Origin of the sequence: Clostridium cellulovorans 743B (assembly GCF_000145275.1) — a bacterium.
Taxonomy (GTDB): Bacteria; Bacillota; Clostridia; order Clostridiales; family Clostridiaceae; genus Clostridium_K; species Clostridium_K cellulovorans.
Window position 1 is genome coordinate 4,901,518 of the sequence record NC_014393.1, and the last position, 16,945, is coordinate 4,918,462.

The window sequence follows — 16,945 nt, forward strand, 5'->3', positions numbered from 1 at the left end:
TCCCAAAACTACCTAAAAATCATAAGAACTTTTAAAATTTAATTTAATCAAAATAAATTTATCCCTCTTCACTCGGAAAACCTTTACAAACACCTTCGACAAGCTTTAAAATAAAATGGATTACTATAAAAATTTTATTAATTAAGAGGAGTTAACTATGATAAAAGTTATGATTATCGATGATGATTTCATCACCCGTACAAAACTTAACACTATAATAAACTGGCCACATTATAATTATGAAATTTGTGGAGTATACTCAAATCCTAAAAACGCTATTGAAAATATTGAAAATGACAAACCAGATATAGTAATCACTGATATGAGTATGCCAATCTTAAACGGCGTCGATGTTATAAGATTTTTGAAAAAAGAATACCCCTCAATAAAAACTATAGCTCTTAGTGCATACGATGACTTTGATTATGTAAGAGAAAGTTTAAAACTTAAAGCTGTTGATTATATTTTAAAAAATCAATTAAATGCTGAAGAATTATTATCAGTTCTAAATACTGCAGTTAAAGAGATTGAAAAAGAAAATAATGAATCTATTAATCGAAGCAAATTGAACGAAGAACTTAGCACTCATAAATATTTAGTTAACAGAGAACTTATCAATAAAATAATGAATAAAGAATTTGAAGATGAGAATTTACTTAAATCCTTTATCCAATACTTCGATATTAAAGATTCTATGGGCAATCTTATTATTCTAGCTCTGGAAATAGATGATTACGAAACCTATAAATCAAGATTTACCCTTGAAGATGAAAATAAATTTATACGGTCCTATACAGAGATAATAAAAGAATCTGTATTTAATAAAGAAGATAGCATAATAGAATATATCTCGAAAGGTCAATTCCTAATTATTATAAACAATAAAAAAGAGATAAGCCTTGGTAATATAGATAGTAAAACAAAAGAAACTACAGAGAAACTTATATCTGTATCAAAAAGATATTTCAACGTGACTATCTCCTTAGGTATTAGTAGCCTTTGCCACAATGTGAAAGAAATACTCAAGTATGTCTTTGAAGCTAATTACGCATTAAAAGAGAAGTTTTCTAAAGGAAAAGGGAAAATATATAAAGGTACTCAATCCTCTATTGATGAAATTCAAAATTTCTATTTGAGTTCAAAAGACCAAGAAAAAATTTATAATTATATCATATATAAGGAAGAAGTCTTATTAAAAGAACATATTGAATACATATTTTCAAAGATAGCAGAGATGAATATAACCAGAGAAAATGCCAGAGAAATCTGTATAGAAATAATGACTATACTATATAGGGTATTAAAAGAAAATGGTTTTGTCATTCAGTTATTAGGCTATTCCTATAATCCAATTGATTACATAGAAAAGCTTGAAACAGCTGAAGATCAAAAAAACTATCTGCTTGAGATATCATTAAAAATTATTGGAATATTAAGTACCTATGAAATAAGGGATAGTTATTCAAAATATACAAGAGAAGCTATAAAATATATAAATGAGAACTTTAAGAATAATATATCTTTAACTGATGTATCAAACAAATTGGGTATATCAAGCGCTTATTTAAGCCATACTTTTAAATCCGACTATCCAAAAGGCTTTGTAGAATACTTAAACTTAGTAAGAGTTCAATATGCAAAATTTCTAATTAATTCTGGAGAATACACGCTAAAGGAGATAGTTGGAGAAGCAGGTTTCAGTAGTTATAACTACTTTTTTAAAATCTTCAAGTCTATCACCGGTGTCACTCCAACACAATTTAAGGATACTAGTAATTCTTCCTTTACCTTAAAATAATTAAATTACATAGATCAATCAGAAACTTACAATTAGAGTGAACTTATTCATAAAATATTTATTGTAAAATTTATAATAAATGTAAATTTTGAATAATTCAGACTCCTATTGTAAGTTTTTATTTTACTAAATTACCATCCACATCCCAATAGTTCACTTATCACTATCGTATATTTAGCTAAAAATATGCTCAATATACATGCGTAGCTATAAATTTTGTAGTAAATATAAAAAAATTAGTGTCCCAGAAGTGTCGATTATCTTTTATAATGAAAACAATTACAGAAGAAAATTTTAAGGGGGAAATAAACCATGAAAAAACGACTATTAGCAACTATTCTTACAAGTGTATTAGTAGTAGGCTCTTTAGCTGGTTGTGGAAACTCAACAAAAACTGAAACTAAAGAATCAACCAAAACAGATGGTAAAAAAACTATCACTGTATGGGCATGGGACACTAATTACAATATTCCTATAATAAAGGAAGCTGGAAAAAGATATACTGAAAAACACCCAGATGTAGAAATAGTAGTAAATGAATATACTAATGAAGACGTATCTAAAAAACTACAAACTGCATTTGCATCAAGTACTACAAAAGGTTTACCTGACATTACATTAATGGAAGACGTTAAAGTTCAAAAGTATCTTTCAACGTACACAGATCAATTCGTAGATCTAACAAGTTCTCTTCCATTTGATAAATTCGCAGATTTCAAGGTTAAAGCAGTTAGCTACCAAGATAAAAAATACGGTCTACCTTTTGATACAGGAGTTGCTGCATTATTCTACAGAAAAGACTTATTAGAAAAAGCAGGCTTCACAGCAAAAGATCTAGAGAACATCACTTGGGATCAATACATTGAAATTGGTAAAAAAGTAAAGGCTGCAACAGGTGTTGATTGGCTAGTAAACGACTTATACAATGGTACAACATTAGAAAACATAATGATTCAATCAGCTGGTCAATGGTACTATGATGACAACGGCAAAATAAATATCAAAGATAATAAAGCTTTAGAAGAATCATTAACTTTAATCAAGAAAATGAATGATGAAAAAATATTCTTAGCTGCTAATGACTGGACTGAATACGTAAGTGCTTACAGTTCTGGTAAAGCTGCTACAGCAATACAAGGATGCTGGTTCTTACCAACAATCAAGAGTGATGCTAGTGCATCTGGAAAATGGGCTGTTACTTCAGTTCCAAGACTTACAAAAACACCTAATGCTAAAAATGCTTCAAACCAAGGTGGATCAAGCTTATATGTATTAAACAGTTCAGAAAATAAAGATGCTTCAATAGACTTCTTAAAAGAAGTATTTGCAGGCGATGCTGATTTCTATCAAAAGATATTAAAAGATCAAGGTGCACTTTGTGCTTACCTACCAGCATTTGAAGGTTCAGCTTTCGAAACTAAAGATGAATACTTTGGCGGACAACAAATCTTCAAAAATTTTGCTCAATATATTAAAGACGTTCCACAAGTAACTTATGACAAAAACACAGCTACTGCTCAAAATTCAGTTCAAGCTGCAATAAAAGACATTTTAGATGGCAATGTTGAAGTTTCAAAAGTTCTAGGAACTATAGAAGAAATGACTAAAAACCAAACTGGTGAATAATGCTTTATAGAATTCTAAAATAAAAATTAGCATGTAGACCCTGAAAACTACCCATATTGTAACGTTTAAAAAATATGCTAATTACAAATTTAAATTCCTATAAGCACTCAAAATAAATATATATTCGAAAACAGGTTCATATAATAGTCCCCCAGACATTTATTACTGAACTAAATACCGAAAATATATTAAATACCCAATAAAAATGTCTTAGTGAGACTAAGACATTTTTATTTAAAAACATCTAAAACCCTAAAAGTTAAACCTTAAAAATTAAACCCTAAATATTTTAAACCCTAAATACTAAAGGAGGTAAGCTTATGATTTTTAATTCCCTAAAGAATCAATCAACTGATAAATCTAATACTCACAAATTAAATAAACAAGATATAAGTGGTTGGTTATTTGTCAGCGTCGCAGTACTATTAATTACAATTTTCGTTGTTTACCCAATAATTAGCGCCTTTCTTTTATCATTTAAATCACCAAACGGTGCTACTTATACGTTTAGTGGAATAACTAATATCAAGAGAATGCTCAGCGACTCCCTATTCTATAAATCACTTGGAAATACACTTCTTTTCCTAGTAATTCAAGTACCGATAATGCTTTTTATTGCTCTTGTTTTAGCTTCACTTATGAACTCTGATAAAATAAAATTTAAAGGTATTTTTAGAACTGCAATCTTTCTACCATGTGTAACATCACTAGTTGCATATTCTGTACTATTCAAAATGATGTTCTCTGGAGATGGAATCATAAATAGAACTTTATTATCTTTACACATTATAAATGATCCTATTTTATTCTTAAACTCTACATTTTGGGCTAAGGTAATAATTATAGTAGCTCTTATTTGGAGATGGACTGGCTATAACATGATGTTCTATCTATCTGGACTTCAAACTATACCAAAAGAAGTTTATGAAGCCTCATCAATCGATGGCGCAAGCAAGATTAAACAATTTTTATTTATAACAGTTCCTCAATTAAAACCAATAATATTATTTACTGCTATAACCTCAACAATTGGTACATTACAATTATTTGATGAACCTATGAATATAACAAAGGGTGGTCCATCAAACTCTACAGTTACAATATCACAATATATTTATAATCAATCCTTTGTCTTCAATCCAAACTTCGGATATGCAGCAATGCTTTCTTTTGCAATAGTTGTAATAGTTGTAATTCTATCGGTTATACAATTTAAAGTAGCAGGGGAGGAATAATAATGAATAAATACAGAGTAGCAAAGAAAATACAAAGTATCTTCACATATACATTTTTAATTATTGTAGCTTTCTTATCATTATTCCCATTCTACTGGATAATTGTAGGATCTACTAATACTACAGTTGATATTGCTCAAGGTAAATTAAGCTTTGGTAGTGAACTATTCAATAACTTAAACAAATTAACTGCTGTAGGAAACATTAAGCAAGCCTTTGTAAATACAACAATAATAACTTTAATATATTGTGTTTTTGCATTATTCGTAAGTTCTTTAGCAGCCTACGGTTTTGAAAAATTCCAAAGTAAATGGAAAGATAGGATATATGGAGTATTAATTTTAATCATGATGGTGCCTTTCGCAGCACAAATGATCCCTCTATTCCAAATGATAGCTAAAGTTGGACTTATAAATTCATATTTAGCTATAATCATTCCAGGAGGAGCTTCAATATTCTTAATATTCTTCTTTAGACAAAGTTTCAAGAGTTTCCCAACAGAAACAATAGAATCTGCTCGTATAGATGGTGCTAGCGAGCTTACTATATTCTTAAGAATAGTTGTTCCTCCTATGAAATCTGTGTTTGCAGCTGGAGCAATTTGGGCATTCATGAATCAATGGAATAACTACTTATGGCCATTGATTGTACTACAAACTGAAACATCAAAAACATTGACTCTATTCATATCAACAATATCTTCTGCATATGTTATTGATTACGGTCAATTAATGCTTGCAATAGTAATTGCAACTCTACCAGTAATAATAATATTCTTGTTGTTACAAAAACAATTCGTTGAGGGTATTACTGGTTCCTCAAAATAGACTCGTACCCCTAATAATAATTATTATATTGATAATTCACTTACAGTATCCCTATTGCTGTAAGTGAATTATTTGTTTATATTCAATTACTCTTAACTTTCTTGAACTTCAACACATCTTATTTTAATATTAGTGGGAAATTTTTTCTCAAGAAAATTAAATTTTAGACGAAATACTTTTAACCTGACATAAAAAAATTAATTAGTTACTAAACTGAGCATTTACTAGTTAATTAATTTATTTATCACCATAAGGACTAAGAAATAGTAGCCTCAATGAATAGTTATAACTTAATTAGTTCACCCTAAAAAAGCTACTCTTATATTAAACAAACTTAGTAACATAGCCACTATATAAACACTAATTATTTATATGAAGATTTTAAAATTACGGAGATATATATTATGGATAATAAAAAAGGAATTACTAGAAAAATAGCTTTGGCATTTGGTTCAATGACTATAGCATTAACCTTAATACTAACTTCTATATGGTATAGGGATACCACTAGAGTAGTAACAGATTTAGTTGAAACATATACCTATAAGCTTTTAGAAGATTCAAATAATAGCTTTGAAAACACCTTAACAAATAATCAGTATTTGACCTCAATAATGGCATTTAATAACTCTACTATTATGAAAATATTAGAAGAAAACCTTGAAACACAAGATAAGACAACTATCTTTAATAACAATATAAAAATGCATGAATACCTGACGCAAATGATTACCAATAACTATGATATTTCCGGTATACAAATCATGGATTCTAAAGGTAGGATATATACAGAGGGAAATGGCAGAATGCTTAGCGAAGCCAGTGTCCGAGCTTATTTCAACAATAAAAATTTGAAAGATAATATTGTAAAAATACAGGTAAACTCGGCTTACGATCTAAATACAATTTCAAAAACTAAAACAAATGACGTAATTTCTTATATAGCTAAAATCAGAAAGGGCGATAAAAACCTTGGAATTATTGTAGTTAATTGCACATATGAACTTATAAATTCAAAACTCGGTTCTCAATTTCCTACTAATAGCAGTGTATTTATGGTTGATGGGGATAATAAAATTATTTATAACAACAATGATGCATCAACTCTTGGTGATAACATAAGTAGCACTGATTATAAGGGAGTATTGAACAAAATTCCTTATAATAACGGTTATTTTCTTCAAGAAATAAACGGCGAATCTATGTTTGTAGTCTATTACAAATCTAAATTTACAAAATGGATTACTTTTGCCTTAGTTCCTGAAAGTAGTTTGCTACAAAAATCCTCTAGCGCAATTCGAAACACCCTGAGCTACTCAGTAATTCTGCTTATAGTCTCATTAATTATTGCAATAGTCTTATCCTACTCTATAAGCAAAAACATACACAGACTAAGAAAAGGAATGGAAAAAATTAAAAACGGTGATCTAACAACTAAAATAATAATTAACTCTAACGATGAAATAGAAGACCTGAGCATTACCTTTAATAATATGATGGATCAAATAACTACTTTGCTTCAAGATATTAAAACTCAAGAGATGAAAAAAAGATTATTAGAAATAAAAACTTTACAATCACAAATTAATCCTCATTTTGTTTCTAATACTCTTCATACTATTAAATGGCTATCTGATACCCAAAGGATAGATAATATAAGTAATCTAACTAACTCTATAATAGAATTATTAAATGTAAGTATGGGCAAAACTAATGAATTCATAACTATTGAAGAAGAATTCCAATATATTAAACATTATATAAACATTGAACAATATAAATACTATGACAATTTGAATGTTGTTTTTAAACTATCCGATGAAATTATGCACTATAAAATTCCAAAACTTTTACTTCAACCAATAGTAGAAAATGCTATAATCCATGGTATAGATCAAGCTGAAAAGGATGGCATAGTATTATTACAAGGCTTCCTAAAGGATGATTTAATCTACATTACTGTTGAAGATACGGGTGTGGGAATGGATCAATCTACTATCGATAAACTCCTTCATAATACGGAGCATAAAGGTCGTCTTAACAGCATTGGTCTTAAAAATATAGATGACAGACTTAAATTATATTACGGAAACGACTATGGTATAAACATTGTAAGTGTTCTTGGCAACTTTACTAGGGTTGAAATAACAATCCCAGTAACAAGCCAAACAGAACAATAGTTAATATGATTATTTCAAAAACATTATTATTTCTACAGAAAAAGCTACACAGCCTTACTTTCGTGAGACTATGTAGCTTTTATATTTTATATAGGTTTACTACTACTCTACATTAAATTCATGCATTATTTATACATTTACTGTAGGTTTCTATTCAGAATATATATACGCTTTTATTTAGCAAAGTAATAATCTAAAACTTTCTTTTGTCCATCTAATACGAAGTGACTACCACCTTTACTTTTTACATTTTCCATCATCGTAGCCATAACTAACTTAGGATTATCTGTATTCATAACTACAAACCAGCCATTCTCCTCTGCATTCGTATCATTAGCATCCTTTTTAAGCTCTGCAGTTCCTGTTTTACCAGCAAGAGAAACTCCAGGTATTTGTATGCTGTGTGCTGTTCCACTTGGTTCTTCTATTACAGCTTTCAAATCGTCAGCTAAAACCTTAGCATTTGCAGCTGATATAAGATTTTCCTTCCAAACCTTTGGTTGCTTGCTTTCAATGGTTGGTGACATTATTTTACCATCATTTACAACAGCACTATACATAAGTGTAAGTTGAAGTGGTGTCATAAGCACCTGACCTTGACCATAGCTGCTATCTGCAAGAGCTATGTCATTCTTTAAGCTGCCATCTGCTGATATCTGTGACGCTACTATTGGATAATCTATAGGAAGTTCTTCCCCTATTCCAAAAGCTTTTGCCTTTTCTATAAAAGCGTCTTTGCCAAGCTTAAGGGCTACTTGAGAGAAATAAATATTATCTGAATATACAAAAGCATCTTTCAAAGTGACTGGTGCCCCTGTATCTGTTACTCTTGTAACTTTATAATCTCCCCAGCTTGCATTTGGTTGCCACTGAGTTCCTGAAATACTTAGCGCTTCTTCTGGATTTATTGCAGACTTTTCAAGACCTGCAATAGCTGTGAAAAGCTTAAAGGTTGAACCTGGTGCATAACTTTTCTTAAATCTATTTTCAAATTGTGCATCCTTTGCTACATCCCACTTAGCTTTTGTTGTTTGAGTTACATAAGTAGTGAAGGAATTAGGATCGAAAGATGGTGAGCTTACCATAGCTAAAACAGCACCTGTTTTTGGATCTATAACCGTAGATGCTCCTTTTTCACCATTCATACTTTCATATATTTTCTTTTGCAACTCAGAATCAATAGAAATAGTTATCTTTTCCCCATCCTTTGGTTCTGTCTTTGCAATATCAATCTTACTGTTGTCGCTCTCTCTTGAAATATATATGTGTGCTCCGTCTTTTGCCTTTAATCTATCTTCATAAACCTGTTCTAAGCCTCTTTTACCAATCAAGCTAGTTTCTGTATAACCTTTATCTTTATTAGCTTCTAACTCTTCTGCTGTTACATTACCTATGTAACCAATTAAAGCTCCAAAAGCTTCTCCGCCATTATAAGTTCTACCATTCTTATCTTTCTTTATTACTCCATCAATCGCTAAAGCTGCAGATATTTTTTCTCTCTCAGTAGAATTTACTGTTACTATCGGTACAAAATATTCAGGGTTAGTATTTGCTGCAAGCTTTTCTGTTATATCATTAGGGTTGATATCAAGAATTTTAGCAAGTTGCTCTGTATTTGCTGCTTTATTAGCTTCATAATTCTTAGGATAAATACCTATCTGTGTTACTGTACTATTAACTGCAAGACCATTTCCTTTTGCATCATATATTTCTCCACGCTTGCCTTCTAAGGTGTCTATTCTAACCTTATCCCCTTGAACCATCTGTGGAAAAATCATTTTTTCATCCCAGTTAATAAGCCAGTTGCTTTTCTTATCAACTTTTTCCTTAACTAAATTAGCAGTATAACCTTCTATTTTAATATCACCAGCAGCAGTTTTCATATCTATTGAAAAAGGAATACTACTCTTGTCCTTTTCATTCTTATTCTCATTTTCGCTGTCCACGGTGATTTCTATAGTTTCTGCCTCTATTCCACTATATATTTTTGTATATCTTTGTACAAAATCTTCTTTAGATACATATCCTTTTGCTTCCGTTGAAAGCATTTCATACATAGCTTCATAATCTTTATTTTGCCAGCTTTCTTTGTATACCGCAAAGGTATCTGCTGCACTTTTTTCCTTAGAACATCCACTTAAAACCAACATTGCAATAGCAAAGATTATAAGTAATAAGCTCTTTATGGATAACTTTCTCATCTCATCATCTCCTCGGTAACAATTATATCACCATTCTTTAGTGTTTTCCATTTCTAGCCTAAGATAATGCTATTGAACTTCGATAATTTTTCCATTAGACTATTGATAAAACATCTTACTTTATTTACCCTTTTATTAGAATTAACCATATATTAATATTGAATACAACTTTAAGAGCTATAGTTATACTAGCAAAGAAAATCATAACTATTATGAGAATTAACATTAAAACTTTATTTATGGGGGACGTTATGAGTTACAAAATGATTTGCGTAGATATAGATGGCACCATACTAAATGATAAACATAAGCTTACAGAAGATACAAAGAAAGCTTTAAAGGAAGCACATGATAAAGGCTTACATGTTGTAATATGTAGCGGTAGGTTATTTAGTGATGCTGAATATTATTCTAATTTATTAGGAGTTAATTCTTCAATTGTTGGCTCCAACGGAACTATCATTAAGGATAAGAAAAATGATGAGTTTATTTTTAAGAAGATATTAGGCAAAAATACCTGTAGCAAATTACTCAAAATCTTCTCAAAGCACAATATAAAAGCGTCTTTTTACACAACAGACAAGGTATACAGCAGCAACTTTAAGTTTACCCTTATACTTTTCTTAGGTAAGCTAATTGGAGTTGTTAGCAGAAATACAAAACTCAAATATATATTTAATAAAAAACAATGGCAGCAGATGATCGATACAAGCGTTGATAACATATACAAATGTGAAGTAACCGTCAAGGATATAGATAAACTAAATGCACTTAAGAAGGAACTAAAACAACTACATGATATAGAACTAGTTAACCAAGCAGCAGATAATATAGAAATTAGCTCAAAAGGAATCACTAAAGGCAGTGCTGTTAAGTTTCTTACAAAATACTATAATATAAAAAAAGAAGAGGTCATAACTATCGGTGATAGTGGGAATGATTTACCTATGATTGAATATGCAGGTCTTGGAGTAGCTATGGGAAATGCTTTTGAAGATGTAAAAGAAAGAGCTGATTATATTACAGCTTCCAATAATGACAGTGGTGTTGCAAAGGTTATAAATGAATTTGTACTAACAGACCAGCTAAGAAAAATTGTTTAAAAATTTAGTTCTTATAGAAGAACAGCACGTCCTAGGACATGCTGTTCTCTTTTTCTAATATGTATACCCGTTTTCTTGTATATTCACTTTTCCATAAGTCTACCATCACTAAATTATCATAGGATTCACCTACACCTTCTATGAGATATTCATTTTTTTCCTCTTCTCTCAATAAATCTATATACTTCTTGGCTTTCATATCATAAATTTTCGTATTAGAATTATCTCCAGTGCTAAACGTTAAATATTTATCATTAAACAAATTTATGCTGCCGTTATGTCCAGACTCCCACTTAACTTGTTCTGGATCTCTTATCGGTTCAAAAGCTCTCTTATTAATATCATACAAAACAACTTTTGATGTAAAGCTATAACCGTTATAGTTATACGTCTTACAATTTGATTTAGCAATTGTAACAGTATCTTCACTTATCTTTGCGTTATTAAAATCTTTCTCATCCTCTGTTGACCAAATAACATCAAATATTCCTGAGTTTATATCATATATATATATTTGAGAATCATTAGAATCTATAGAATGTCCACAAAATACAACCTTATCTCCATCAACATCTGGCTCAGAGAAGGTATCTTTATTTATACTGTTACTCCTCTTAATTTCTTTTAATTCCTTAGTTTTTATGTTATAGCTTTTCACAATATGAATTGTCTCTTTTTTTTCGTTAACTGCATCTATTTTATATACAATATTTTCACCATCTATATCTATATCATTAGGACTAAATTTATATCCACCACTAGCATAGCTACTATTCTTTTTGCTGTATTGATCTATTTTAATTACTTTACCAGTATCTATGTTTTTCAAATACATCTTCCACCCTCTTCCATCATTCACTTCACTAATCAATTCTTGACCATCTTCTTCCCAAACTAAATAACCATCATCATAAGCCACAGTCTTTATATGATTTTTCTTTTTCACTTTGTCAGCTATTAGCTTCATCTCTTCAGTTTTAAAATTATATTCATATATACCCTCTGGTAGGCTAAATTGATTTTTTACATAATGGCTATCTGAAGTTGTAACAAGTAAACTAGAATCCGTATACTTACATCTGACATCTAAATTTTCTGGAATGGTATAACCTTCTACTATATTATTTGCCTTATAATATGGATCACTTAAGTCTATCTTCTCTAAAGTTCGATAAGTAGACTCTGTTTGCATCAAAGGATTAAACGGTTCCTTTTCTAATGCCTTTGTAACTTCTACCAATCCGTATACACCCATAATACATGCTACTACAATAAGTAATATCTTTTTCATCATTTCTCCACACTTCCAGCTATGATTATCATAACTAATTCGTAATTAATTTCCTAAATTTATTACTTCTCATATTATTAGCTTATATTATAAAATCTCTGGATTCAAATAAAGTTTTCCTAAACTTTTTCTAACATGCAATTTTATATAATTACTTACAATCATCATCCTCAATAACTTGGAGTGAGTAATTCAAAAGTAAAAATAAATAGTTAATAGTTCTGTTAAAATCTAATGAAAAACATTTACATTTGCAGTATTGAAAATTTTTAATCAATATGGTAACATAATTGTAAATAATAGGCGAATATTGTTGATATTTTCTATTTTGTGTAAAGTTGTGATATTTTAAATTTATATATTAATGATAGTTTTAGGTTTCTTATCTAATTTAGTTTTTATAAATTATCATGTAAGCGTCTTCTTAATGAAAACCAATCTCTATCAAAAGGTAAATTTTGTACATGTTTTAAATTTTAAGATAAATAAGTTTAATTATTTTACTATTTTTTAGGGGGATTAAAATGAATATTAGAAAAAGACTTTTATCTTTTATTTCAGCATCAGCGCTAGTGTTTGTTACTATTGCAGGAGTTTCAGTTTCTGCAACTGGTGCTAATGAAGTAACTATCAATACTGCTATTGGTTATAATTATCCAATAAAACCTGGAACAGTGGAGTGGTACAAGTTAGGCAATAAACCAGCAAGAGAAAAATCTTGTCAGATACCAGAAGAAGTTCTAAAAAGTTTGACTACAGATGAGTTAATAGAAACTGTCTTAAATTATCCTTTCCTTATGGATATATATGCTTATGATTCATATCAAAAAGGATTTAATGCTGTCTCCAAGAAATTTAATGGACTAAAAGAATTATTAAAAAGAGAAGATGTTGCTGATAAGCTAATTGCTAAATACAAGAGTATAGAAGTTGCTGATGATGTAGCTTCAAGTGAAATTTTTGATTTAGCTAGTGTTGAAGTATTACTAAGACAAGATGAAGTTATAAGTAAACTAAATGACACAAGTAAAAATGAAGTAGAAAAAGAAGTAGAAAATAAATATATGCAAAAGAAAGAGCATAAGGATATTTATGGTGCAACCTGTGCTACTAGTTATAAAGTTGAAGCAGAAAAACAAGCGACCTTATCAACTGAACAGTCAAATACATTAGCAACTACATTAATAGTTAAACCAGCACCTGCACTATCAACTACATTAGTAGTTGATCAAACAACCACTTTAGCAACTGAAGAAACACCTTCATTAGTAGCCGAACAAACAACTAAATATGTATATACTCCAAAAGGAACACCTGTAGAGGTTCTCCAACTTGGAGAACTTATGACTAATGCTGAAAAAGTTGAAGCTGATAATTGGGTTAAATCTACATATCCAGGGATTGGTCTTTTAAGATCTGCCACTTCAAATTATAATTGCCATTCTTATGCTTGGTATAGCCAAGCTACCAGTAATGTATATTGGATAAATAATCCAACACCTTATATGACAGATGGTAGCTATAATTATATGGGTACTGCTAGCGGATATTCTGGAGAAAGAGTATACTATAGCTCACCTGGTAATGAACATTCTGGAATAGTCTATAATCGTATAGCTGGCACAATAGGACCTGATGCTTACGGCAATGTAAATGTACTTTCTAAATGGGGAACTTATGGATTAGTGAGACATTCAGCTCAAAACTGTCCATATTACGTAGGTGGACTAGCTTTACAATTCTATAAGAAAAACTAATAGTTTCAATTCTTATATTGAAAGTAAATTTAGAAAAAATGAATATTGTTTTAAACTTATTTATCTTTAGAGAAAATCGCATAATTTAAAAATAGAGATTTTAACCTATAGATTAGCATTGAGAATCCATTGTTTTCTTTAAATAGAAATACATAAAATGAAATTGTGCAATTTCTCATTTAGACATGTGTCATAGATACCACAGTTAATTCTCAACTTATTCTTTAATTTTATCAAAGCTAATACTAATGTTACCAATGAAAATTTTATCACAAGTTCAAGTTTTGAATGTGTTTATCTATAAAAAAAGAAACCTTCTATAATAAAATAAAAATATCATAGAAGGTTTCTTAGTAAAACATTTTAGCTTAACCATCAGTAAATGTTTCTCTATTTCCAGCATCCTTAATTAGTATGACTATACGCATGCAGCTTATAATTTTATAGACTAACTAATTTTTCCTATTTTAGCTTAATTTTATCTTGCTCTTCATCATAGAAAAACAATACAAAAATAACCAATGCCACAGATCCAAGAACTACACAAATATCAGCCACATTAAAAACAGGGAACACATATGAGCCAAAATGAAACTCAAAGAAATCTGTAACACTTCCTAAAAATAATCTATCAATCAAGTTTCCTATAGCACCACTTAAAATTACTGCTAAGGAGATTCTAAATAACTTTTCTTTGTTCTTATATATCATATACGAAAGAACAACTGTTACAATAATAGTAATAGGAATAAAGATATACCCTTTATTCTCTAATAAACTCCACGCTATTCCTTCATTCTTGTGATGAGTTATATAGAAAAAATCATTTATAACTGGTATCTTTTCACCAACCTCAACATTATTGATGATCATAAGCTTTGAAACTTGATCTAAAGCCACTAAGGCTATTATCATAATAACTAGAAACATACTTTTCTCCTATATTATAAATTTATTTATTTTTATTTGCCTTATTTTCTTCAATTTGAGCAGCTAATTCATTTAGATATACCCATCTTTCCATCTTTTCCTCAAGTTCTTGTTGCAAACTTTCCTTTTCTGCTAGAAGTTCTTGAAGCAATACATAATCCGTAGCTGCTTTTTCTACTCTTGCCTCTAAATCTTCTAATTTTTCTTCCAATCCAGCGATAACTGAATCAATCTCATCAAATTCTCTTTGCTCTTTAAAGGAAAACTTCATTGGCTTTTTTTCTTGCTTTTGAAAATTTTTATCCACATCTAAGAAGTTTTTATCCCCATTACCTTTTGATTTATCCACTGCCTTTGGATTCTTTTCCTCACTACTTGTTTCTATTTCCACAGTTTCTTTGAAATCTGTATAGTTACCCACATACTTATCTATTTCACCTTGACCTCTAAAGAAGAATATTTTATTGGCAATTCTATCTAAGAAATATCTATCATGAGAAACAGCTATAACAGGTCCACTGAAATTATCAATATAATCCTCTAATATAGTAAGAGTCTCTATGTCTAAATCATTAGTAGGTTCGTCTAGTAGCAGAACATTTGGGCTTTCCATAAGAACTCTTAAAAGATATAACCTTCTTTTTTCTCCCCCAGAAAGTTTTGATATCGGTGTCCATTGAAGATGAGATGGAAACAAGAATTTCTCCAGCATTTGCGATGCTGTGACCTTTTCACCATCAGCAGTGGTAATAAGTTCTGCACCCTCTCTTATATATTCAATAACTCTAAGTTCTTCATTCATACTATAATTTTCTTGAGAATATACTCCGATCCTCACTGTATCTCCAATAACAACTTCCCCACTATCTTTTTGAAGCTTACCACTAATTATATTTATAAGAGTAGACTTACCATTTCCATTAGCTCCTACTATTCCTATTCTGTCATCTCTTAAAAGTATATAGCTAAAATCCTCTATTACCTTTTTATCTTCAAAGGATTTATTAATATGTTCAAGTTCGATAATCTTCTTTCCAAGTCTACTACCTGTAACAGATATCTCAAGTTTTTCGTCCTGTGCCTTTCCTAATTCACCCTTTAAAGTTTCAAACCTGTCTATTCTAGCCTTTTGCTTTGTACTTCTAGCCTGTGCCCCTCTTCTGATCCAAGCAAGCTCTTTTCTAAAAAGATTCTCCTTCTTACTTTGAGTTGATGCTTCTAATTCTTTACGCTCAATCTTTTTTTCTAAGAATACGCTATAGTTCCCTTCATATGAATATAAATTTCCACCATCGATTTCAATTATCCTATTAACAACTCTATCTAGGAAGTATCTATCATGAGTGATCATTAATAGAGCCCCTTTTCTTTTATTAAGAAATTGTTCAAGCCACGCAATGGTATCATTGTCTAGGTGATTAGTCGGCTCATCTAGTATAAGAAGTTCAGCTGGACTAATAAGCGCTGCTGCTAGAGCTATTCTTTTTCTTTGGCCTCCGGATAAATTCCCAACTTTTTGAGAAAAATCTGTTATTCCAAGCTTCGTTAATATGGTCTTTGCTTCACTCTCAAGGTTCCAAGCGTTGGCTGCATCCATATCCCTTGTAAGTCTCATAAGCTTTTCATCCGGTGTATTTTTATCCTCTATTGCTTCTTCATATTCCCTTATAAGCTTCATCACAGGAGTATCACCTTTAAAAATCTGTTCGATTACCGTAGCATTCTCATCAAAAGCTGGATTTTGGGATAAGTACTCAATTCTAACTGCATTTGCTCTTATAATCTTTCCTGTATCCTCATTCTCTACTCCTGCGATAACCTTAAGCAAGGTACTTTTCCCTGTTCCATTTATACCTATTACACCAATTTTATCACCATCATTGATACCTAAATTTATATTATTAAAAAGCTGCTTTTCGCTATAGCTTTTCGATATATTTTCTGCACTTAAAAAGTTCATGATTTACCTCTCTTATAGACTCTATATTTTTTCAATG

Annotated in this window: 11 protein-coding genes; 7 read left to right on the top strand and 4 right to left on the bottom strand. The window is 30.2% G+C overall.

Going from position 1 to position 16,945, the window contains the following annotated elements; all coding sequences use genetic code 11:
* Nucleotides 1–157 precede the first annotated feature (157 nt).
* The 5 genes from CLOCEL_RS20335 to CLOCEL_RS20355 all read left to right on the top strand — a co-directional run bounded on the left by CLOCEL_RS20335 (nt 158) and on the right by CLOCEL_RS20355 (nt 7,666).
* The gene (locus tag CLOCEL_RS20335) at nt 158–1,798 is read left to right on the top strand and encodes a response regulator (RefSeq protein WP_010074077.1); all 1,641 of its coding nucleotides are present in this window, start codon (nt 158–160) and stop codon (nt 1,796–1,798) included.
* Nucleotides 1,799–2,110: 312 nt separating this feature from the next.
* The gene (locus CLOCEL_RS20340) at nt 2,111–3,424 is read left to right on the top strand and encodes an ABC transporter substrate-binding protein (RefSeq protein WP_010074078.1); all 1,314 of its coding nucleotides are present in this window, start codon (nt 2,111–2,113) and stop codon (nt 3,422–3,424) included.
* Between the two features lie 320 nt (nt 3,425–3,744).
* Entirely contained in the window at nt 3,745–4,659 is a 915-nt protein-coding gene (locus tag CLOCEL_RS20345) for a carbohydrate ABC transporter permease (protein ID WP_010074079.1), read from the top strand.
* 2 nt (nt 4,660–4,661) lie between these two features.
* Nucleotides 4,662–5,486, top strand: a complete 825-nt coding sequence (locus CLOCEL_RS20350; protein ID WP_010074080.1) for a carbohydrate ABC transporter permease — start codon at nt 4,662–4,664, stop codon at nt 5,484–5,486.
* Between the two features lie 404 nt (nt 5,487–5,890).
* Nucleotides 5,891–7,666 (top strand): sensor histidine kinase, encoded by a 1,776-nt coding sequence (locus CLOCEL_RS20355; RefSeq protein WP_010074081.1) that lies wholly within the window; start codon nt 5,891–5,893, stop codon nt 7,664–7,666.
* A 173-nt stretch (nt 7,667–7,839) separates the two neighbouring features.
* On the opposite strand, the gene CLOCEL_RS20360 is transcribed toward CLOCEL_RS20355, so the two are convergent.
* On the bottom strand, nt 7,840–9,867 hold the full coding sequence (locus CLOCEL_RS20360) for a penicillin-binding transpeptidase domain-containing protein (protein WP_010074082.1): 2,028 nt from the start codon (nt 9,865–9,867) through the stop codon (nt 7,840–7,842).
* Nucleotides 9,868–10,118: 251 nt separating this feature from the next.
* Here CLOCEL_RS20360 and CLOCEL_RS20365 point away from each other — a divergent pair, with 251 nt between their 5' ends.
* Nucleotides 10,119–10,970 (top strand): Cof-type HAD-IIB family hydrolase, encoded by an 852-nt coding sequence (locus CLOCEL_RS20365; RefSeq protein WP_010074083.1) that lies wholly within the window; start codon nt 10,119–10,121, stop codon nt 10,968–10,970.
* A 31-nt stretch (nt 10,971–11,001) separates the two neighbouring features.
* Here CLOCEL_RS20365 and CLOCEL_RS20370 read toward each other — a convergent pair whose 3' ends face one another.
* Nucleotides 11,002–12,264, bottom strand: a complete 1,263-nt coding sequence (locus CLOCEL_RS20370; protein WP_010074084.1) for a TolB family protein — start codon at nt 12,262–12,264, stop codon at nt 11,002–11,004.
* 521 nt (nt 12,265–12,785) lie between these two features.
* Here CLOCEL_RS20370 and CLOCEL_RS20375 point away from each other — a divergent pair.
* On the top strand, nt 12,786–14,018 hold the full coding sequence (locus tag CLOCEL_RS20375) for a hypothetical protein (protein ID WP_010074085.1): 1,233 nt from the start codon (nt 12,786–12,788) through the stop codon (nt 14,016–14,018).
* Between the two features lie 462 nt (nt 14,019–14,480).
* Here CLOCEL_RS20375 and lspA read toward each other — a convergent pair whose 3' ends face one another.
* Complete coding sequence (gene lspA / locus CLOCEL_RS20380) at nt 14,481–14,948, bottom strand: signal peptidase II (protein ID WP_010074086.1); 468 nt, start codon at nt 14,946–14,948, stop codon at nt 14,481–14,483.
* A 22-nt stretch (nt 14,949–14,970) separates the two neighbouring features.
* Nucleotides 14,971–16,908 carry an ABC-F family ATP-binding cassette domain-containing protein gene (locus CLOCEL_RS20385; protein ID WP_010074087.1) on the bottom strand — a complete coding sequence of 646 codons (1,938 nt, stop codon included), beginning with the start codon at nt 16,906–16,908 and terminating at the stop codon, nt 14,971–14,973.
* Between the last annotated feature and the right edge of the window lie 37 nt (nt 16,909–16,945).